13 protein-coding genes are annotated in these 21,660 nt (G+C 46.1%); 8 read left to right on the top strand and 5 right to left on the bottom strand.

The annotated features are described in order from the left end of the window. The first annotated feature begins 1,591 nt into the window (after nucleotides 1–1,591). Complete coding sequence (locus tag AB0763_RS02360; protein ID WP_306100947.1) at nucleotides 1,592–4,429, top strand: glycosyltransferase family 2 protein; 2,838 nt, start codon at nucleotides 1,592–1,594, stop codon at nucleotides 4,427–4,429. 163 nt (nucleotides 4,430–4,592) lie between these two features. Continuing rightward, nucleotides 4,593–6,599 carry a glycosyltransferase family 2 protein gene (locus tag AB0763_RS02355; protein WP_306100946.1) on the top strand — a complete coding sequence of 669 codons (2,007 nt, stop codon included), beginning with the start codon at nucleotides 4,593–4,595 and terminating at the stop codon, nucleotides 6,597–6,599. A gap of 1,721 nt (nucleotides 6,600–8,320) precedes the next feature. Here the strand turns inward: AB0763_RS02355 and AB0763_RS02350 are convergent. Then, nucleotides 8,321–10,072, bottom strand: a complete 1,752-nt coding sequence (locus AB0763_RS02350) for a hypothetical protein (RefSeq protein ID WP_306100945.1) — start codon at nucleotides 10,070–10,072, stop codon at nucleotides 8,321–8,323. A gap of 838 nt (nucleotides 10,073–10,910) precedes the next feature. Beyond that, complete coding sequence (locus AB0763_RS02345) at nucleotides 10,911–11,363, bottom strand: Fur family transcriptional regulator (RefSeq protein ID WP_306100943.1); 453 nt, start codon at nucleotides 11,361–11,363, stop codon at nucleotides 10,911–10,913. A gap of 148 nt (nucleotides 11,364–11,511) precedes the next feature. Between AB0763_RS02345 and AB0763_RS02340 the strand changes: the two genes are divergently transcribed. The 4 genes from AB0763_RS02340 (at nucleotide 11,512) to AB0763_RS02325 (ending at nucleotide 15,217) form a co-directional block, all read left to right on the top strand. Continuing rightward, nucleotides 11,512–12,408, top strand: a complete 897-nt coding sequence (locus AB0763_RS02340; protein WP_306100942.1) for a metal ABC transporter substrate-binding protein — start codon at nucleotides 11,512–11,514, stop codon at nucleotides 12,406–12,408. Nucleotides 12,409–12,603: 195 nt separating this feature from the next. Then, nucleotides 12,604–13,485, top strand: a complete 882-nt coding sequence (locus AB0763_RS02335) for a manganese/iron ABC transporter ATP-binding protein (protein WP_306100941.1) — start codon at nucleotides 12,604–12,606, stop codon at nucleotides 13,483–13,485. Beyond that, a complete protein-coding gene (locus AB0763_RS02330; RefSeq protein WP_306100953.1) occupies nucleotides 13,485–14,375 on the top strand; it encodes a metal ABC transporter permease in 891 nt (296 codons plus the stop codon). The genes AB0763_RS02335 and AB0763_RS02330 overlap by 1 nt, the downstream gene beginning before the upstream one ends. Further along, nucleotides 14,375–15,217 carry a metal ABC transporter permease gene (locus AB0763_RS02325; RefSeq protein WP_306100940.1) on the top strand — a complete coding sequence of 281 codons (843 nt, stop codon included), beginning with the start codon at nucleotides 14,375–14,377 and terminating at the stop codon, nucleotides 15,215–15,217. Before AB0763_RS02330 ends, AB0763_RS02325 begins: the two co-directional genes overlap by 1 nt. A 462-nt stretch (nucleotides 15,218–15,679) precedes the next feature. On the opposite strand, the gene AB0763_RS02320 is transcribed toward AB0763_RS02325, so the two are convergent. Together AB0763_RS02320 and AB0763_RS02315 are read right to left on the bottom strand one after the other, a co-directional pair. After that, complete coding sequence (locus tag AB0763_RS02320) at nucleotides 15,680–16,027, bottom strand: Fis family transcriptional regulator (protein ID WP_306100939.1); 348 nt, start codon at nucleotides 16,025–16,027, stop codon at nucleotides 15,680–15,682. 165 nt (nucleotides 16,028–16,192) lie between these two features. Then, nucleotides 16,193–17,200 carry a transposase gene (locus AB0763_RS02315; RefSeq protein ID WP_306100938.1) on the bottom strand — a complete coding sequence of 336 codons (1,008 nt, stop codon included), beginning with the start codon at nucleotides 17,198–17,200 and terminating at the stop codon, nucleotides 16,193–16,195. Between the two features lie 643 nt (nucleotides 17,201–17,843). On the opposite strand from AB0763_RS02315, the gene pyrB reads away from it, so the two are divergent. Beyond that, a complete protein-coding gene (pyrB, locus tag AB0763_RS02310) occupies nucleotides 17,844–18,779 on the top strand; it encodes an aspartate carbamoyltransferase (protein WP_306100937.1) in 936 nt (311 codons plus the stop codon). A gap of 4 nt (nucleotides 18,780–18,783) precedes the next feature. Then, nucleotides 18,784–19,242 (top strand): aspartate carbamoyltransferase regulatory subunit, encoded by a 459-nt coding sequence (gene pyrI, locus AB0763_RS02305; RefSeq protein WP_306100936.1) that lies wholly within the window; start codon nucleotides 18,784–18,786, stop codon nucleotides 19,240–19,242. A gap of 365 nt (nucleotides 19,243–19,607) precedes the next feature. On the opposite strand, the gene AB0763_RS02300 is transcribed toward pyrI, so the two are convergent. Further along, entirely contained in the window at nucleotides 19,608–21,290 is a 1,683-nt protein-coding gene (locus tag AB0763_RS02300; protein ID WP_306100935.1) for a sensor domain-containing diguanylate cyclase, read from the bottom strand. Between the last annotated feature and the right edge of the window lie 370 nt (nucleotides 21,291–21,660).

Raw genomic sequence — 21,660 nt, 5'->3', positions numbered from 1 at the left:
GTCGGATTCGCGGGATCGACACAATCACAACTTGCACTCAACGCTTGTGGATCCGACCCCTATGGCTCGAACTCACTTGGCAAAGAACAAAGACTGACCTTAGCAATTGACACCATTGACGGCACCGACATCAACGCTCATTCCATCCCCATTTGTTTCATCACTCCTAGGGGTCGGATCCGCATAAGACCGAACACTGGGTCAGGAGTATTTACGGGACACCCATGTATTTCACTACAATAAATTAGTGGGTGTCCTGAATTGGTTTCTACAACAAGGAGCAAGATCACTTCGTTCCAAGATCGCTTCGCTCCAAGTAGCAAGGAAAATCAAAAGACAGTGTAAAAAGAACAATGCTCTTTAAAAACATGGGATTAATATTTCCTTTCGTGTTTACGATACTCGAATGGGCAGCAAGGGAAATTAGCGTGAATAGCATTTGGATCATGGCAACCCAAAAGCACCGACTGACCGTCAAAACATCACTTAAAGATAACCAAAGGCATCACTTGGGGTCGGATTCGCGGGATCGACACAATCACAACTTGCACTCAACGCTTGTGGATCCGACCCCTATGGCTCGAACTCACTTGGCAAAAAACAAAGACTGACCTTAGCAATTGACACCAATGACGGCACCAACATCAACGCTCATTCCACCCCATTTGTTTCATCACTCCTAGGGGTCGGATCCGAATAAGACCGAGCACTGGACCAGGTCAGCCTATCTCGCAAATCCGACCCCGTTTGAGACCGTCAAAACATCACTTAAAGATAACCAAAGACATCACTTGGGGTCGGATTCGCGGGATCGACACAATCACAACTTGCACTCAACGCTTGTGGATCCGACCCCTATGGCTCGAACTCACTTGGCAAAGAACAAAGACTGACCTTAGCAATTGACACCAATGACGGCACCAACATCAACGCTCATTCAGTCTCCACTCACTTCCTCACTTCTAGGGACGGATCCGCATAAGACCGAGCACTGGGTCAGGCCAGCCTATCTCGCAAATCCGACCCCGTTTGAGACCGTCAAACATCACTTAAAGATAACCAAAGACATCACTGGGGTCGAACTCACTTGGCTCTTGATTCCTGTCTTTGATTGCTATTTTTGATTAAAAAAGCCAATCTCAACAATGAGAATGCAAGTGCAATAACACACTGTTCACTTAGCCACTATTCTACCTTTGTATTTCGTTAATCAACGACTTACAGCCCAATCTCAAGCGTGAGAAAAACAAAGCAACCAATTGCAATAAAACCTTAATCAAACACCACAAGACTCGAGTTCAAATAATTGATTTAAAACAACTTAATGAACAAACCGCCGACTCACACTACTGGCTGATTACATACCAAAAGTCACAACATCCTAAAATGACCGAGTCAAAAAATTCACATAGACTCGCGCTTATTCACTACCAACATTATCAATAACAACACTGACACACACCCATCCCGATTGCCGAAAACCAACAGGCAGGGAGAGTGAGCACAGGGCAAGAGCAAGCAATAAATACAACACCTATGGAACCTTGAACAACACACAATAACAACGATAGATGGCAAAGGAGTGAGCGCGATGGTGAGCATACAACTGACAAGGGAATCGTCTTTTCAACACAATAGCAATCTTAAGGCAATCAATACCGCCCTACCAAATTGTTACTTAGATGGGCTTGTTGACGGAGAATTAAAAGGCTGGGCACAAGGCGCAGAAAGCGTAAAACTCTACCTGCAAAAAGAATTTATTGCCGAAGTGTCATGCCAACGCTATCGACCCGACTTGCTCGGCCAACTTTACGATGCCCGCTCTGGGTTTTTCTACCCTCTGCAAGTGAGCGACATTCGCCCGATGTGGCGTCATCTGGACCATATTGAGCTGTTGGCGGAATTTCTCATCGGCGAAGACATTGCCTATCGTGAACGTTGCTTAATTGATCGTCAACAACTTCAACAAGCGCTCGATTTAGATAGCGTCATTGCCACCCTTTACCAACTCGACCCATTAGACCCAGAAGGCATTTTCAGTGGTTGGTGTGTGGGGGCGACGCATGCTGAGATCTTTATCGGCCACCAGAGTATCGTTACCTTACCCTTAGAACACCTGCGTTTGGACGTGCCGAAAGAGATTGAGGTGCCCGTCTACGGTTTTCAATTTTACTTGGACACCTTTCACATTGAGCCCTTTTGGTTTAACAAGGCCAAGTTAGATTATCAGGTGGTCTTTTACAATCAGCACGAGCAATGTTTGTGCGCCGACCACCATGGTCAAATTGAGTCGAAAAAGCTGCTCGACAGCATTCAATACTGCAACGCCATCCCGATTTCGTTGATTGCGCAAACCATTGGCGACTCGATGCTGTGGGATGAAGCCTATTACCTGCGCCAGGTCCCGCACCAAGAAATGATCCACTCCAATAAGCTCTATGATTACGTGATCAAAGGCGAGCGCTTTGGCCGCAGCCCTCATGCGCATTTCAATACTCGTTATTACCTCGCCAATAATATCGATGTGGCCGAAGACGGGGTGAATGCCTTTTATCACTACCTAACCAACGGGGAATTGGAATATCGCGCCCCCACGCCTTACTTTGATCCGCTGATTTATCAACAAGAAAACCCCGACTTGGCGAGTTGGGAGCTGTCTTTATTGTCTCATTTTGCTTTAAACGGCTTACAAGAAGGGCGCAAACACAGCCAATTTTCGACACTCGCCAAGGCCGAGCAGCACATTGACCCGTATTTACTATGGCGACTGAACAATGAAAACGACCACTTTGCTGCCATCAGTCGCGATTTGGACCGTTTTGAGCACCGCCCGTTAATATCGATTGTGGTGCCGGTGTACAACCCCGACCGAGCGCTGCTTGAGGCCTGTATTGAATCGGTGATTGAGCAATCCTACCCCGACTGGCAGTTGTGTTTGGCCGATGATTGCTCTTCTCAAGCACACGTTCGTGACGTATTGGAGCATTACGCCGCCCAAGATAAGCGGATTAATGTGGTGTTTCGTGAACAAAATGGCCACATTTCGGCGGCGAGTAACAGCGCTTTAGACATGGCGATCGGTGAATGGACCGCGCTGTTGGATCACGATGATGAGTTACATCAACACGCTTTGTACCACATTGTAAAACAGGTAAACCTGGCACCGGATACCGAGTTGCTCTACAGCGATGAAGATAAGATGAGTGAAGATGGCGCCCGTTTTGATCCGCATTTTAAATCAGACTGGAATCTCGATCTCCTCTACAGCCAAAATTACGTCTCCCATTTAGGGGTGTATAAAACGGCGATTATCAAACGCATCGGCGGTTTTCGGTTGGGCTATGAAGGCAGCCAAGATTTCGACTTGTTGCTGCGCTATTCGCGAGAAATCGACCACGCCAACATAGTGCACATTCCCAAAGTGCTTTATCACTGGCGTGTGATAGAAGGCTCGACCGCTTCAGGCGCCGACGCCAAATCTTACACGACCGAAGCGGGGATCAAGGCACTGAAAGATCACTTTCACGCATTGGCAAAAAACGTTGACGTCGAACGGGGCTTGCAAGACAACCTCTACAAGGTAACGTGGCCAGTCCAAGATAACCCATTGGTATCTTTGATCATTCCAACCTATAACGGCCATGAGATCACCCAACAAGCGATCGACTCTATTCTCGAAAAGTCGACCTATCACAACGTTGAAATCCTGTTAGTCGACAATAACTCCGATGATCCCGACGCCCTCGCCTATTTTGATCAGCTGAGCCAGCACGAGCAAGTCACCGTGCTGAGATACCCGTATCCATTCAATTACTCCGCCATCAATAATTTTGCTGCTCAACACGCCAACGGTGAGGTGCTGGGGTTGATCAACAACGACATTGAAGTAATAAGCCCAGATTGGCTTACGGAGATGGTTTCTCATGCGCTGCGCGAAGACATTGGCTGTGTCGGCGCCAAACTTTACTACCCGAACGACACCATTCAACACGCCGGTGTGGTAATGGGGATTGGCGGCGTGGCTGGGCATTCTCATAAGCATTTTAAGCGCAGTGCCCACGGTTACTTTAGTCGTTTGCAAATCGTACAGAATTATTCCGCGGTAACGGCAGCGTGCCTGGTGATCCGCAAATCGGTTTTTGACCAAGTGCAAGGCTTGAATGAAGAGCATCTGTCGGTCGCTTTTAACGATGTGGATTTTTGCTTAAAAGTGAAACAAGCGGGTTATCGCAATGTGTGGACGCCCTACGCTGAGTTGTATCACCATGAATCCATCTCTCGCGGCGCGGAAGATAACCCGGAAAAAGTCGCCCGTTTTAATACGGAGATGGAATATATGATGCGCACTTGGGCCACCCATCAACAGCCCGATCCTTTCTATAGCCCAAATTTGTCACTGACCAGTGAGGACTTTTCGATCATTCAGTGAGATGCAGGAACAAGTTCGCTTCGCTCCAAGTGGAAAGAAAAAGACTTAAAACCCAAACAAATCGGTTTTGACCTTTCTTGTCACTTTAGCGAAGCGTCCTTGAAGTGCAGCGATCTTGTAGCGAAGCGATCTATATAAAATCATACCAACCAAGGAAGGCACCATGAAACGATTAATCCTCCATGTCGGGCTACACAAAACCGCCACCTCTTCGATTCAACAAACCCTGGCTGGCAATGCCAAAGCCCTTTCTCAACAACATTGGTTTTACCCGATTTTTTATCGCCACGATCAGGCCATCATCAATCACTCGATCCCTTTTTATTCACTCTACTGCTCACAACCTGAGCATTATCACATCAACATCAAAAATGGCGACAGTCGCATTATTGATGACGCCAACCGAGATTATCAGCAACAAATCGAACAACTACTCAATATGGAGACCAACATTATTCTCTCAGGCGAAGACATTTCGATGCTGCCACAGAAGGCACTGCAAGCATTGAAAGAAAACATTGTCAGTAAAGGGTTTGATTTAACAGTATTTTGTTCGGTCCGCAAACCCTATCGATTTACGTGCTCAGAACTGCAAGAGCGGATTAAGTCGGCCAATGGTCGATTAGATAACCTGACGGTGCAGCGCAAAAGCGACATCATTGAAACACTGCAAAGCGTATTTACCGATAACATGGTGTTTTGCAACTTTGAACAAGACGCGCAAACTGAGCCTGGTGCGGTCATGTCGATGTTGTTGCGCATGGGCTTAGACACCACAGACTTTACGCTCCACCATAGCAATCAGGGGTTTGGTAATCTCTCAACGCGTTTTTTGGCTCACCTCAATCAAACTCACCCAACGATCATTGGCGATCAACTGAACCAGCAAGGTCGAGGCTTTTTTAGTCACAGTGTCGATGAGGATACATTTTTATTAACCGAGCAAGAGCTTGACCAAGTGCAATCCACGCTCAATGAAGAAAATCAGCGTCTGCATCATTTACTGGGACCAGAGTATTGCGACAAGGATTACGCCACCATTGACGCCGTTAAACTGGATCTGCCGATGGCCAAAAAACTCATCGAACACTACACCAATGCCCATACGCTGATAGCGGGGGTCGATTTTATTTTACAGCACGCTTCAATCAGTGCCGTGGCCTTGGTTCATACGCTGGGGTTGTCTCAAGAGACCTGTTATCGATTAGCCTTAACCTATCAAACAAGCCATATTCGCCATGCGTTTGCCTTTATCGCGATGGCCAAAAAAGCCGCGCCCACAGACCGGTTAATTGCCCAGCACTACGAGAGGCTAAAGACTCGATTTCTTGCGACCATTAAGCTAGGCATTGGCATTGTGACTTATAACCGCTTGTCCGATCTTAAAAAAACCGTCAACTCCGTGATAGAGCATACCGGGATTCACGCCGCAGACGCTCACCCGGTATTGCGCTCTGTGCGTTTATTTGTCGCCGACGATGGCAGCAGTGATAACACGTCACAATGGTGTCGCTCTCAGGGCATTGCCTGCTCTCAGGGCGTCAACCGCGGCGTGGTGCGTAATAAAAACCGCGCGCTTTATTACCTTCATCACCAGCAGCAGTGTGATGTTACGATTTTGCTTGAGGATGATTGCCGCCCTATCGATGATACCTGGTTTCACGACTGGGTCGTGGCGAGCTTTTTATGGGGGCATATCAATTTTGCGCACCAGCGTATCATCAAAAAAGAAGGCGCGGTGTTTGCCGGTAACGGCCAGGCTTACGACCCATTTGCTTGTCGATTAGTCACTGGCCAATGCACCGGTTGTTACTGCGATGTGCTCGAGGCGGTGGGTTATCTCGACCCGCGCTTTGAAGGCTATGGCGCTGGACACGTTGAATGGACGGAGCGCTTTGTTAAGCATGGCCATACCATTATTGAAGGCTATGGTGATGATCAACATGGCGTCGCGAAAAAAATCACCTTGTTTCCGGCCATTGATCACGGTTTATTATCGCAAGATGCCCCGACGTTTAAGAATGAGGCGCAGTTGAAGCGCAATCAGGCCTTAAAGCAACGCATAAACCATCAAACACGGTGCCCTTGGCCTTGGAAAGATGAGGCGGAAAAAGTCGAGTTTTTGGCTGATATTTCAGAGCAGTGCGTCGATCAGTTGAGCGCCGTGTAAGGCGGAGTGGGACAGGAGTATTTACGGGACACCCAGGTATTTCACGGGAGGTATTTACGGGACACCCATGTATTTCACCGCAATAAATTAGGGAAACAGTATGGGACAGTCAAACACAGTGTAAGACAGTAAAAAAACAGTAAAACCTAGATCTTATCTTTGAGAACTGTGTTTCACTGTCATTCACTGTGTTAAGCGCAGTGGACTGTGTTTTACTTTTTTACAGGACACCCAGGTATTTCACCGCAACAAATTGATGGGTGTCCTGAATTGGTTTTTAAAACAAGGAGCAAGATCACTTCGTTCCAAGATCGCTTCGCTTCAAGTAGCAAGGAAAACCAGAGTATAAAACAGTCAAACATAGTTTAAGACAGTGAAATACAGTCGGACTTCTTAACTGCATTCCCTCGTTCCCATGCTCCCGCGTGGGAATGCAGACCACAGAGTACAAGTGTTCTCGATGATCGGATTGGCAGCGAGTAAGACCAGGGCGAATAGCATTTGGATCATGGCAACCCAAAGCGTTCACTTGGGGTCGGATTCGCGCGATCGACACAATCACAACTTGCACTGAACGCTTGTGGATCCGACCCCTAGAGATCGAACTCACTTGGAAAACAAGCAAGACTGACCTTAGCAATCGACATCAATGACGGCACCGACATCAACGCTCATTCCATCCCCATTTGCTTCCTCACTCCTAGGGGTCGGATCCGCACAAGACCGAGCACTGGGCCAGGTCAAGCTATCTCGCAAATCCGACCCCGTTTGAATTAGGTAAAACCAAATAAAGACAGTGAAACGCAGTCGGACTTCTTAACTGCATTCCCTCGTTCCCATGCTCCCGCGTGGGAATGCAGACCGCCGAGTAAAGGTGTTCACGATGATCGGATTGGCAGCGAGTAAGACCAGGGTGAATAGCATTTGGATCATGGCAACCCAAAGCGTCCACTTGGGGTCGGATTCGCGCGATCGACACAATCACAACTTGCACTCAACGCTTGTGGATCCGACCCCTATAGCTCGAACACACTTGGCAAGAACAAAGACTGACCTTAGCAATTGACACCAATGACGGCACCGACATCAACGCTCATTCCATTCCCATTTGCTTCCTAACTTCTAGGGGTCGGATTCGCATAAGACCGAGCACTGGGCCAGGCCAGCCTATCTCGCAAATCCGACCCCGTTTGAATTAGGTAAAACCAAATAAAGACAGTGAAACGCAGCCGGACTTCTTAACTGCATTCCCTCGTTCCCATGCTCTCGCGTGGGAATGCAGACCACCGAGTAAAGGTGTTCGCGATCATCGGATTGGCAGCGAGTAAGACCAGGGGGAATAGCATTTGGATCATGGTAAGCCAAAGCGTTCACTTGGGGTCGGATTCGCGGGATCGACGCAATCACAACTTGCACTCAACGCTTGTGGATCCGACCCCTATGGCTCGAACACACTTGGCAAAGAACAAAGACTGACCTTAGCAATCGACACCAATGACGGCACCGACATCAACGCTCATTCCATTCCCATTTGCTTCCTCACTTCTAGGGGTCGGATTCGCATAAGACCGAGCACTGGGCCAGATCAGCCTATCTCGAAAATCCGACCCCGTTTGAATTAGGTAAAACCAAATAAAAACAGTGAAGCACAGTCGGGTTTCTTAACTGTATTTCACTGTGTTAAGTGAAGCGGACTGTGTCACACTGTCATTCACTAGTTTCTAAGCACCAGTATTACCGGAATCACCGCCTGATGATCCAGACGAAGAACCGGTCGGCACTTCTTCTTCGGCTATCTCACAAGTCACCGGATAGTCAATATTCAAACTTTCCGTTGCGGCATTACCCGTGGTGTGAGTAAAAGAGCGGTAGCCTTGGCCATACACGTAGGAATAAACATAGTAATCCGTCTCTTGTTTTAGGTTTTGAACCAACTGGCTGTCGGCTTGAGTGTAGCCCCAATAACGGTAGGCGTTGTAATAAGAGGTGCCCAGCTCGCGAATGTAAATGTACCCCGGTTGCTGAGTGGCAATACTGGTGTCTTGCTCACACACGGTGCGGTTAGCGATATCGACTTCAACATAGTCCGGCTCGGCCACATCGACAGTAATCGTGCCATTGTGTAAATCACAAATCGAACCGGTGTAGGTGTTATCGCTGCCAACAGAAACGCCGTTAACGTGGGTCAAAGCAGACTGCCCATCGACAAAAAATTCTATATTGAGGTCGCTAAAGTTGGGCGGGTTGTAGATGGTTAATTGGCTGTTATCCCCCCAATAACCCGAAGAGCGATATTTGCTGTAGCCACTGCGTTGCAATTTCATCGCCAATGGAGAACTATTTTGCCCCCCTATACTATTGAGTACACTGATTTGCAATGGGTTATTGCTACAACGCGCGCCATACCAATCGAGGTTCCAATAAGATAAGTGATCGACATCCATACTGACGGTGTAGGTGTTGGTGTCACTATCGAGCGCACCAACGGTGGCCGTGCCCTCGAGAGACCACTGACCGGTCAACTCATCGTAACTCCACATTGGGATGGTATCGTCGGTGGCAATCACAGCTCCGGTGTCTGGATTAACTGTCGCGGCAGGAACCTGCATCGAAATCGTGGTCGGATTGCTGAAATTCTTAACAACATCACCGTCTTCATTACTGATTTCAATCGCCACAAAGCCGGCTGATGCAAAACTGAAATCGGCGTCCACTTCATCGCCGTTTTCATCAATGTAGGTTTCGACATCTAAGCCACCAGGAAAGGCGGCCAGCGAAGAGGTGGTCGCCTCACCGCTGCCTTCGGGTTCATTTGAGAAGTAATTGACTGCGGCGGTGAGCGTTCCGGTCACAGGGTTGCCATCGGCATCAGTCACTATGGTATTACTTGGAATCGTAACGGTGGCCGAGCCTCCCGCCATGGCCGCGAAGTTTTCATCATCGCTATCCGCGGCTTCGGTGGTTAAGGTCAGCGTTTCGAGCACGGTCCCGGAGTCATCGGTTTCAAACTCTTGGCTCACCGATTTTATCGCCACCGTTGTTGAATCAATGTTTTTCGAAGCCAATACAATGGTCGTGCTAAAGTTATCATCCACATCGACGGCAACATCACTGCTACTCGAAAAATACCCCGGTGCCGACACCACCATTTTCAACGACAAGCTCGATACGCCATCTGGAATATTTTGCCCGGTCAATAAAAGCAACCCATCAGGGGCATCATATTCATCATCACTGTCCGCTTCTCCAGAGCCAGTTTCTACCACGTAGCTAGCGTCATCACCAATTAACGTGACCGTCGCGTTGAGCAGTTGACCATCTTGATCTTCAATGGTTACCGAGATAGGAGTTTCAATTGCAGAGAGAACGGAAGGGGCTTCATAGGTTGTTGTCTCACCGCTGCCATCGGAGTCGGAACCACATCCGGCGAGCAGAGCGGCGGCCACCGCTAAGCTGAGTTGCTTTATTTTCATCGATTAAGTCCTTTTAATGCCAATTTATTTAACGCTGTTAGAAAACGGTATTTGTTCTTATTCATGTGAGGGAGGTGATGTAGGCCAATGTGATTTCGATGCCAAGACAAGATCCGATCTTATCTGTTCATGACCATCGTTCAATTAATCAACAAATCATTCACCGCAGTTATAGGTTTGTATAAAACTAGATTCATTGCAAGTGACAATTTAATGATTATTTTTAAGCCAATGAAAAGGCAGTATTAAAAATATAGTTTGAGATAGTGAAGAACAGTGAGGCACAGTGAAACACAGTGTGGGACAGTATAAGACAGTGAGACACAGTATGAAGTATTTACGGGACACCCATGTATTTCACTGCAACAAATTAGTGAGTGTCCTGAATTGGTTTCTACAACAAGGAGCAAGATCACTTCGTTTCAAGATCGCTTCGCTCCAAGTGGCAAGGAATTCAGAGTGTAAAACAGTCAAACACAGTGTGGGACAGGGGATATTTACGGGACACCCATGTATTTAATCACCTCAAAATTGATGGCTGTCCAAAAAAGAGAGTTGCAGCTAAGCGCAAATACCGCCGGTGTTACTGGTATCTTAACCCTATGCGTTCCCACGCAGGAGCGTGGAAACGAGAGAATTGGTGGGTGTCCTGAACTTTTCCCTGTGTTAAGCGCAGCGAACTGTGTTTTACTTTTTTTACAGGACACCCATGTATTTCAAGCCCGTGAATTGATGGGTGTCCTGAAAATGATTAAGTAAAACCAAGATCTTATCTTTGATGACTGTATTTGACTGCGTCACACTTTCTTGCAGCGCAGCGGTCTAATTTTACTGGTTTTTACCGCCGTTTCTTTACATACAACTCAAGGCGATGATACACAATATCGTAGCCGAGCTCTTTGGCTATCGTTTCTTGTAGTGCTTCTATTTCTTCCGAGCAAAACTCAACGACTTTACCAGTTTCGACATCAATAAGATGATCATGATGGGGCTTATTGGCAAGTTCATAGCACGTACTCGCGCCCTCGAACTCGTTACGGATCAAAGCGCCACGTTCTTCTAACACGGTGACGGTACGGTATACTGTCGCTAAAGAAACACTTGCATTGAGCGTTTTCGCACGCTCGTGCAGCTCATCAATATTGGGGTGATCATGCGAGCTTGCCAACGCCGCTAGGATCGCCATTCTCTGCTGCGTAATGCGCACCCCTTCTGCTCGTAGCATCTCTTCAAGCTCATCAATAAGTGCAACATCACTGCCGTTATTTGGTTCTTTTTGTCCAGTCGTCATAAATCATCTATGTTTTATATATATTCTTGTTGCGATTGATTCGCATCTGCAATAGTATTATTGCAGATGCGAATCAGTTGCAAGTAATGTTTATCGTCTTGCTACGCTTATTTACTCATTAATTATTCTCATTATCAAGGAGAGAGAGATGTTCAAGCCAAAATTTGCTGCGCTAACGTCAGCTCTGTTACTCGCTTTATCCCCTTTGGCCAATGCCGATCAAGATAAAATGAAGGTGGTAACCACGTTCACTGTGATTGCTGATATGGCAAAAAATGTCGCAGGTAATGCCGCTGATGTGGTTTCTGTGACCAAGCCTGGCGCGGAAATTCACGGCTATGAACCAACGCCACAAGATATTGTGCGCGCGCACGACGCCGATCTCATCTTGTGGAATGGCATGAATTTAGAGCTGTGGTTTAAGCAGTTTCTTGCCAACCTCAATGACGTCCCTTCTGTCACCTTGACTGAGGGGATTACGCCGATCCCTATCGCATCGGGCTCTTACCGTGGAAAACCTAACCCTCACGCTTGGATGGGCCTCAATAATGCGATGATTTATATCGATAATATTGTAGCGGCTTTTTCCAAATACGATCCAGATAACGCCGATATCTACGCGAATAACGCCGAGCAATACAAAGCCAAGCTGCGCGCTACCATCGAGCCATTAAAAGCGCAAATCGACAAAATCCCAGAACAAAAACGTTGGTTAGTGACTTGTGAAGGCGCATTCAGCTACCTTGCTAAAGACCTTGGCTTGAAAGAGTTGTACTTATGGCCAATGAATGCCGATCAAGTGGGTACACCGCAGCAAGTTCGCGCGGTGATTGATGGGGTTAAAGCGCACAATATTGATGTGGTGTTTTGTGAGTCGACCGTCAATACTTCACCCGCCAAACAAGTCGCGCGCGAAACCGGTGCCACTTATGGTGGTGAGCTCTATGTCGATTCGCTGTCTGCCCAAGATGGCCCAGTGCCGACCTACTTAGACCTTTTAACCACGACCTCAAAAACCGTTGCCAAGGGTTTGACGGCAAAATAATAAAGACGTCGAGAAATGCGAAAGTATCGGGCGGTACCAATCAAGACTTTATTTTGTGATCGCCCTGAATACGAAACCAATTTTTACTTCTATACTAAGTAGTTAAAGATAAAAACGTTATCATCAAAACAAGGCCAACAGCACGCTTTTATTTTGTCATGAGAACCAAATCCAGAGTTGGAGACGCTCAACCAGATGAATCACCAAGATAGTGAAAACACATTAGGGATTGAAGCCAGTGACGTTACGGTGACTTACCGCAATGGCTTTACCGCTTTATACGACGCCAGTTTTACCGTTCCCCAGGGATCCGTCACTGCCTTGGTCGGCGTGAATGGCGCGGGTAAGTCAACCCTGTTCAAGGCGATTATGGGGTTTGTGCCTATGGGTCAAGGGCAAATTCGCATTATGGGGCAAAGCGTGAAGAAAGCGCTTAAAAGCAATTTGATTTCCTATGTGCCTCAATCAGAAGAAATTGATTGGAGCTTTCCTGTTTTGGTTGAAGAAGTCGTCATGATGGGGCGCTATGGTCATATGAACTGGCTGCGCAAACCCAAGGCTTCGGATCATCAAGCGGTCGAACAAGCATTACAACGCGTCAACATGCAAGACTATCGCAAGCGTCAAATTGGTGAGCTCTCCGGTGGACAAAAGAAACGCGTTTTTTTAGCTCGTGCTTTGGCGCAAGAATCAAAGGTCATTCTTCTTGATGAACCTTTTACTGGCGTTGATGTAAAGACCGAAGATCAAATTGTCGAACTGCTGCGCTCACTGCGTAAAGAAGGCCATGTGATGTTGGTTTCAACCCACAACTTAGGCTCAGTCCCCGAGTTTTGCGATCGCACTATTATGATCAACCAAACGGTTTTAGCCTCTGGTCCCATCGAAACGACTTATACCCGACAAAACTTACAACGGGTATTTGGTGGATCATTAAGGCACTTTACACTCAATGGCAATACCTTACATCACGATGAGGACACCCGTGAGCTAACCATATTGACCGATGATGAACGTCCATTTGTCCAATACGATGGCAAAGCGATGACCGCCAGTCAGGAGAAGACATCGCAATGATCGAGTTATTGTTAGAGCCCTTTCAATACAGTTATATGACGAATGCGATGTGGGTCTCTGCACTCGTGGGTGGAGTGTGCGCATTTTTATCGTCTTATTTGATGCTAAAAGGCTGGTCATTAATTGGGGATGCGTTGGGACATGCGGTGGTGCCGGGTGTCGCTCTGGCTTATATCATCGGCTTGCCATTTGCTTTTGGCGCGTTTATTTCTGGCGGGATCGCAGCGGGAACCATGTTGTTTTTGTCTGAGCGTTCGGGGCTCAAAATCGACGTGATCATCGGATTGGTTTTTACCTCGTTTTTTGCACTGGGCCTCTTTCTTATCTCCGTCAATCCGGTCTCGATTAGCGTACAAACCATTACCATGGGCAATATTCTCGCCATTACGCCAGAAGACACCCTACAACTGATCATCATTGGCGTGGTCACCTTATTGGTGTTGCTGGCAAAATGGAAAGATCTGATGGTGACCTTCTTTGACGAAAATCACGCACGCAGTATTGGTTTGAACCCTCCAGTATTAAAAGCGATCTTTTTTACTTTGTTGTCGGCTTCTGTGGTCGCAGCCATGCAAACCGTTGGCGCCCTGCTGGTCATTGCATTAGTCGTTACCCCTGGTGCTACCGCCTATTTGCTTTGCGATCGATTCCCACGCCTGATTATGGTGTCGATTTTAATTGGCAGTGTCACCAGCTTTATTGGCGCTTACATCAGCTACTTTTTAAACGGGGCAACCGGCGGCATTATTATCTGCCTGCAAACGATGATTTTTATCGCGACCTTTTTCTTCGCCCCAAAACACGGTTATTTCGCCGCCAAAACTAAAGCCAAACAAGCGTTAAAGAAAACCGCTCAAGCTCATCAAAATGTGGCTAAGGACGAATACTGATGGATCTTTTACTTCCTTTCCAATTTCCTTTTATGCAAAACGCCTTCTTGATTTGTTTTGTCGTCGCCTTGCCAACGGCGTTACTGTCTTGTTTTTTAGTCATGAAGGGATGGGCATTGATGGGGGACTCTGTCAGTCACTCCGTTTTGCCCGGTATTGTCATTGCCTATGTCACTGGCGCTCCGCTGTTACTTGGTGCCTTTATCGCTGGCATGACATGCAGTTTGCTGACCGGCTTTTTCGCTACCAATTCACGCTTAAAGCAAGACACCGTCATGGGAGTGGTCTTTTCAGGTATGTTTGCATTGGGGATTGTCCTTTATGTCGCACTGAATACCAATGCGCACCTCGACCACATCTTATTTGGCAACATGCTGGGGATAGAGAAACAAGAAATTCAAACATCGGCTATCTTAGCCGTGGTCGTCGTGACAGGTTTGGTTTTGTTTTGGAAAGACTTTTTACTGCACGCGTTTGATGAAGTACAAGCTAAAGTGAGTGGATTAAATGTCACTGTGCTGCATTATACCCTGTTAACCTTTTTGTCCTTGACCATTGTCGCCACCTTAAGCTCGATTGGTTTGTTATTGGCGATAAGCTTATTGATCGCCCCTGGTGCTATTGCCTTTTTATTGGTACGTCGCTTTTCGACTATGCTGTGGCTTGCGGCTTTGATCAATCTTTTCACCATGCTAGCCGGTGTCTACATCAGTTTTTATGTAGACAGTGCCACGGCGCCAACCATAGTGTTAATCCAAAGCGGCATTTTTATTTTGGCTTTAATGCGCAAAGTGGCGGTAACAAAGTCGACAAGTGCTCAATTACGTGTAAAAGCACAATAAAACTCCAAAACAGTGTCAGACAGCGGGGATTTGCAGGAGGTATTTGAGGACACCCAACTAAAAGGTATTTGCAGGAGAGGCGATATTTGCGGGACACTCATGTATTTAACAGCGAATAAATTGATGGGCAGGGATTTGCAGGACACCCATGTATTTCACAGAATATGTTTGGAACACTCAACTACTCAACTACTCAACTACTCAATTAAGATAATATTTGCGGGATATTTTTGGGACACTCATGTATTTAACAGCGAATAAATTGATGGGTGTCCTAAACTTTCATCCTAAACTTTCACTGCAGTGTGAGACAGCTTAAGACGGTGAAACACAGTACAGTAAAGAACAGTGGCAAGAACGCTGTCTTAAACTGAGATATTTGGGGGAGATATTTGGGCGACAGCCAAGTATTGAAGATCGCCTAATTGATGGGTGTCCTGATGTTTTCCTGATGTTTTTCTTTTAAAGTGTCGTTAATCTAACGGCCCATTTCCCTTGGTGAGTCCGTTCGCAGTTTTCTTGGGTATCATAGTGAATGTGTTTTGCTGCGTTTTTCAATTTAATCCCAACCTGATTAAACATCGCTTGAATAGTCGCAGAGACTTTTTTCTCACCGCCTGCGTCCAGAAAAGCCTCACCGTCATGATTCGTCTCAAAGACACAGACAATTTTTAAGCTCTGAGGAAAAGAGTTAAAATCAACACTATGCGTCACCCATAAAAAACCTTGGAACTCTTTTAAGGTCTGTTCACACACCGTGGTTAATACTTCACGAATTTGATTATCAATTTTTTTATCGGATTTACGCATGTTCGACGCTCCCTCTCAGTGAAAAATAAACGTGACTAGGAGGGTACAATAAAATTGACCTAATGACAGCTCGGTAAAAAGGAAGTGGGTGGAACAAGACACTAGGGTCAAGCTTGCCGTTTAAGCCATCACCTTTCAAAGCGTAAGGAAAGTAGTGATAGTTTGTTATGTGTGATACTTTTGCCTAACCCAAGCTCGATGAGTGTGACTGGCGTATTCTCGCAAATCATCCACTCCACCGACAGCGCAACTAAAGTGGCGACCAAACTGAGCTGAAAAGCGCTCCCAGAGTTCGTCATCAAGCCCCAAAACGTGTAAAAGACTTGATGTATCACTCATAAGGAAACCCGCCTTATCAGGGTTCACCACTTGGCCCAACCTCTCGACCAACGCAATATAGTCTAACAAAGAGTATTCAATACCGAGGTAAGCCTTTACAGAGTTGTGGGCCAATTGGCGCTGATTGCCTAAAAAACCAAACAATGACTTTTTCGGTAAATGCTCAACCTGGCCTTGCCCTTGATCTTTCGCACATGCGTTGCCATGAAGCCTTTCATAAATAGATGTAAATTCAGATCTCTCAAGCTTATTCGTCATTTTTGCTCGTACAGGGTTTAGATCGACATACGCCATGCAAGCCAGTAAAGCCCGCTCATCAAGTAAAGCTTGGGATTTGAAACGCCCCTCCCAAAACCTTCCCGAACACTGCTCTTCTTTGTTGGCTTCTCGCGCAATAAACTCGTTGAGATTACGCATAAACCAAGAAATATTCATCAACCTCTCTCGCCACAAACTGACAATACGCTGGACTCTTTTGATTTCAGCCTGACTGGCCAATTCACCTTTTAGCCAAGATTGAATTAATATTGGTGTGCGATATAAGGTCGTCCATCGCTCGACAACTTCACGTTCTGACCAGTTTTGTGCTTTTTTATCATCGACATGTAAAACCAAGTGATAATGGTTAGACATGATGGCATAGGCGCAAATATCAATGGCAAACACTTGTGCGAGTAGGCGCATTCGTTCGATAACCCACACTCTCCTATGTTCAAAATTTCGGCCGCTATAGTCATCCTGGCCACAAAGGTAAGCTCTTCTTACACAACGAGAAATACAATGATAATAGGCCGTATCTTGCAACGAAATAAGGGACGAGCGAGCTTGAGTCATCGTTAATACCATGCTGTTTTTTTATACAGTAATTAAACAATAGTTTGTGATGAGTGGTTGTCAAATATTTTTGCCACTTTGTGAACATATGACTGAGAATGAAAAAGCGTAAAAACCGACGATACGGGACCATTGACGATATAGGACCGATACAGGGACCGATACAGGGACCGATACAGGACAGTCATATATTTGAACACCAATCAATTCATGGGTGTCCTACTTTGTCTCTTTATGAATAACGACAAATACATGGGTGTCCTACTTTGACTCTACGACTACACGAAACGACAAACACTCACATATCAATTCGTGATTTCATCAATCTTAGATAGAGAAAGAACATGAGTGTCCCGCTTTGATATCCTGTTTTGATAAGTGCTCAATCGTGATGTAATCGCTTGCGTTCACAGTTTTGATCCGTATAATGCTTCGCAATTTGTCTGCACTACGGTGATATTATGCCTTCTTTACACACACAAAAATGCTCTGACTGTGATCGTTTTAACGCACTGGTCGGTATTAGTTGTTGTGACTTTTGTGCTGATGTCTCTATGTTTGGAGCAGAAATTTCTGATTCCGTATAGCCTCCTTATTATAAGGGGGCTTTTTTTTGCGCTGCGCATCGAAAAGGAAAACTGTCATGGACAATACCTTGTATCAAAAGCACATCATTTCGATTCCTGAGCTGAGTCGTCAAGAGCTCGAACTGATCGTCGCGACGGCGGCCGATCTCAAAGCGAACCCTCGTCCGGAGCTGATCAAAAATAAAGTGGTGGCGAGTTGCTTTTTTGAGCCTTCGACGCGAACTCGTTTATCGTTTGAGACCGCCATTCAACGCATTGGTGGCGACGTCATTGGTTTTGACAACGGTGGTAATACATCACTTGCCAAAAAAGGGGAAACACTCGCAGACTCAGTGCAGGTTATCTCTTCTTATGTGGATGCCTTTGTGATGCGACACCCTCACGAAGGGGCAGCTCGTTTGGCCTCGGAATATTCTAACGGTGTTCCGGTGATCAATGCGGGAGACGGTGCCAATCAACACCCAACTCAAACCCTGTTAGACTTATTCTCGATCAGTGAAACACAAGGCAGGTTAGATAACCTCAATGTGGCTTTTGTCGGCGATTTAAAATACGGCCGCACCGTACACTCCCTCACACAAGCGCTGTCTAAATTTAATAACATCCGGTTTTATTTCATCGCCCCACAAGCTCTGGCAATGCCTGATTACATTTGCGAAGAGCTCGACGACGCCGGTATTTCCTATAGTTTCCACAACGATATCGAAAGTGTGGTTCCTGAGCTTGATGTTCTTTACATGACTCGAGTTCAAAAAGAGCGCTTTGACCAATCTGAATACGCTCACATCAAATCGGCTTATATTTTAAGTGCCGATTTACTCAAAACTGCCCGGAATAACCTCAAGGTGTTACATCCACTACCTAGGGTGGACGAGATCACAACAGATGTCGACAGAACGCCTTATGCCTATTATTTCCAGCAGGCGGAAAATGGCATGTACGCTCGTGAAGCCTTATTGGCCCTGGTATTAAATCAAGATTTGGGAGAGTAAACGAATGCGCGAAACTCAACTGCAAGTCGAAGCAATAAAAAACGGCACAGTGATCGACCATATCCCGGCGCAAATGGGAATTAAAGTGCTCAAACTGTTCAATATGCACAATTCAGAACAGCGTGTCACTATTGGCTTAAACCTCCCCTCTTCTGCATTGGGTCACAAAGATCTGCTCAAAATTGAAAACGAGTTTATTAATGAAGAACAAGCGAAAAAGCTCGCTCTTTATGCACCTGATGCTACGGTCAATCAGATCGAAAATTACGATGTAGTGAAAAAACTGGCTCTGTCGTTACCAGAATCAATAAGCCAAGTATTTCAGTGTCCTAATAGCAATTGTATTACTCATGTTGAGCCTGTCGCTACACACTTTAAAGTGATTCAAAAGTCACAAGATGTACGTTTAAAATGCAAATACTGTGAGAAAGTCTTTGCTCGCGATATTGTGATGGATAAGTAATCTTTTACACTCGATGAGTCAGGCACATCACCAGCCCCAAGTTGATTACTGTCGTCTTCGGGGCTTTTTTACGCTTGCCAAATACTGAGACTCAATATCTACAGGACAGTCAATAAAAAGATAATCGACGACAGCATACAAAAGCGATCTGTCATCGCCGTCAGATTAATGGGTGTCCTGCTTTGCTGTCTCCTAGCTGGAAGGCGTTTCTCGAGGTAAATACATGACTGTCCTCATTTAAAAAAACGACTATTATATGGATGTCCTGAGTAGAGGCGTTACATGGGTGTCCTGCTTTGAAAAAGCGATTACTTGGGTGTCCTGAATAGAAAGCGGTTTGTCATTCGACTGTCGGGCAAGAGGCTTTACTTGTTGTGCGGGGCTAACTTCTTTTGGAATTTTAGATGGTACATCCGCTTATCTGCCACTTCCAATAAGGTATCTTGACGAATGCCATCTTGGGGGAAAAATGCAGCGCCGATACTCGCTCCTAAGTTAACACTTAACTCAAAGTTATCTAACGCGGCAGTAATCTGCTGCTCAAAACGCTTGATCATGGTCAGAATACTCGCTTCATCGCCACAATCGTGGATCAAAATAGCAAATTCATCGCCGCCTAAACGGGCAATCATGTCACCTTTTCTCAGCGCCGCATTCAATGTGTTGGCTAATTTTTGTAATACTCGGTCCCCTTGCTGGTGACCAAATCTATCATTAACTTGCTTAAAGTTATCGAGGTCGAGATACAGCAGAGCAAAAACCTTTTGTTTTTCTTTGCAGCGCAAAATCAATTCATCGAGGTAGTACTCAAATGCACGTCGGTTCGAGACTTGAGTCAAACTGTCTTGATGAGCCAGTGCCGACAACTGATGATAATCTTCAAATAACTCGCGAATGTCGCTAAACACCGCGATGTAGTTCTTGCCTAAGTGCCCACCGTCGTGCATGTCAATGCTGAGAAGTTGAGGAAAAACGGCTCCGTCTTTGCTTTGGTGCCACACTTTGCCATGCCAATGACCGTTGATCTCAAGCTCACTCCACATTGAACTGATGGTGGCACGAGTGGTTTCTTCGCTAAATAATTGGTTGAGGCTTTTACCTTTAACCTCCGATGAACGGTATCCTGAAAGCCGTTCAAACGCGGGATTGGTATCAACCACGTTCATCGCTTGATCGGTAATGACCACCCCTTGCCCGGTCGCTTTAAAAACACAAGATAACAGTTCTAATCGGTGACCTTGATTAATGCGTTCCGTGATATCAGTAAGGTAACCGTTCCAAACGACGCGACCACCCGGCTCTTCAATGGGGATTGAGTGGCCTTCGACCCAAATAATGCCTTTGGTGGGGTGACAAATACGAAACGTGGCCTGCCAAGGCGAAAGGCGGTTTTTAGAGCGTAAGAACGCATCAAAAATTCTCTGCCAGTCTTCTTTATGGATTACTTGATGCGCTTTTTCAGGGTGAGATTGCAAAAAATCGGACTGGCAACCATAGATGTGAAAGGCTTGCTCTGAAACAAAGGGGAACTGCATTTTACCGTTGGACTGCAACTCAAATTGAAACACAAATCCGGGTAAATTATTGGCCAATGTCATCGCTTGTTTATGAAGCGCATCGATTGCCAACTCCCTTCGCCATTGCTCTGTGATATCCATGTTGATACCCGCAACACACAGCGGTTGCCCTTGTGTATTTCTCCTGACCACCGACCCCTTCGAGAGTATTTTAACCCAATAACCCTCTTTGTGACGCATCCGACACTCGATGGCTAATTGGTCGCGGCTTCCTGCCAGTAAAGATTGAATTTGTCGATGAGCAGTAATGAGATCGTCTTGGTGAACGAGCATAGCCCAGGTATCGAAACAATGGGGTTCAAGCTCTTTGAGCTGGTAGCCGAGCATCTCTGCCCAGTGGCGATTGAACTGAGCGTTATCAGAGTCTACCTCCCAATACCAAGTGGCGACCCCTGCCGCTTCAAAAAAGGGCACTTGATCTGAGAACTCATCGCATTGCGGCCAGGTTATCTCAAAAACGCTTGGTTCCATGCTTCAACACCTTGTCCATTCGTCACAGTGCGGTGCATTGAACAAAGTAGGATAACTGGTTCACTCACCTGCGGGCTTCCTGTTATGCGCTAATCAATTAATAAATAAAATAAAAAAAACGCCTATGGCATTATTCAACATAAGTCATATTAAGTGAAGTGTTTTTTTGCCATCTAATTGAGAGATATCATGAAAACTTCCCAAAATCACAGACTTAACATTTAAGGAATTGTTCATTATTTGGACAATAGTCACATTTTCCTCTCCACGCCAAGTGCACTTTCTTATTTAGGCACCGTATAGGGCTGGGTTACTTGTGCCCCTTGCCGTATCAAAGAAGCATTGGTCTTGGTTTTACTGGGTAACTCCG

It is taken from the genome of Vibrio sp. HB236076 (assembly GCF_040957575.1).
In the GTDB taxonomy this organism is placed as follows: Bacteria; Pseudomonadota; Gammaproteobacteria; order Enterobacterales; family Vibrionaceae; genus Vibrio.
Note: the sequence above shows the minus strand (reverse complement) of the source record. Positions and strands in the feature narration are given on the sequence as shown.

What these genes read in the sequence shown, in the direction of transcription:
- AB0763_RS02315 (WP_306100938.1), bottom strand. Translation starts at nt 17,200, where the DNA reads ATGACTCAAGCTCGCTCGTCCCTTATTTCGTTGCAAGATACGGCCTAT.
- AB0763_RS02300 (WP_306100935.1), bottom strand. Translation starts at nt 21,290, where the DNA reads ATGGAACCAAGCGTTTTTGAGATAACCTGGCCGCAATGCGATGAGTTC.
- AB0763_RS02320 (WP_306100939.1), bottom strand. Translation starts at nt 16,027, where the DNA reads ATGCGTAAATCCGATAAAAAAATTGATAATCAAATTCGTGAAGTATTA.
- AB0763_RS02350 (WP_306100945.1), bottom strand. Translation starts at nt 10,072, where the DNA reads ATGAAAATAAAGCAACTCAGCTTAGCGGTGGCCGCCGCTCTGCTCGCC.
- AB0763_RS02340 (WP_306100942.1), top strand. Translation starts at nt 11,512, where the DNA reads ATGTTCAAGCCAAAATTTGCTGCGCTAACGTCAGCTCTGTTACTCGCT.
- AB0763_RS02355 (WP_306100946.1), top strand. Translation starts at nt 4,593, where the DNA reads ATGAAACGATTAATCCTCCATGTCGGGCTACACAAAACCGCCACCTCT.
- AB0763_RS02360 (WP_306100947.1), top strand. Translation starts at nt 1,592, where the DNA reads ATGGTGAGCATACAACTGACAAGGGAATCGTCTTTTCAACACAATAGC.
- AB0763_RS02335 (WP_306100941.1), top strand. Translation starts at nt 12,604, where the DNA reads ATGAATCACCAAGATAGTGAAAACACATTAGGGATTGAAGCCAGTGAC.
- AB0763_RS02325 (WP_306100940.1), top strand. Translation starts at nt 14,375, where the DNA reads ATGGATCTTTTACTTCCTTTCCAATTTCCTTTTATGCAAAACGCCTTC.
- pyrB (WP_306100937.1), top strand. Translation starts at nt 17,844, where the DNA reads ATGGACAATACCTTGTATCAAAAGCACATCATTTCGATTCCTGAGCTG.
- AB0763_RS02345 (WP_306100943.1), bottom strand. Translation starts at nt 11,363, where the DNA reads ATGACGACTGGACAAAAAGAACCAAATAACGGCAGTGATGTTGCACTT.
- pyrI (WP_306100936.1), top strand. Translation starts at nt 18,784, where the DNA reads ATGCGCGAAACTCAACTGCAAGTCGAAGCAATAAAAAACGGCACAGTG.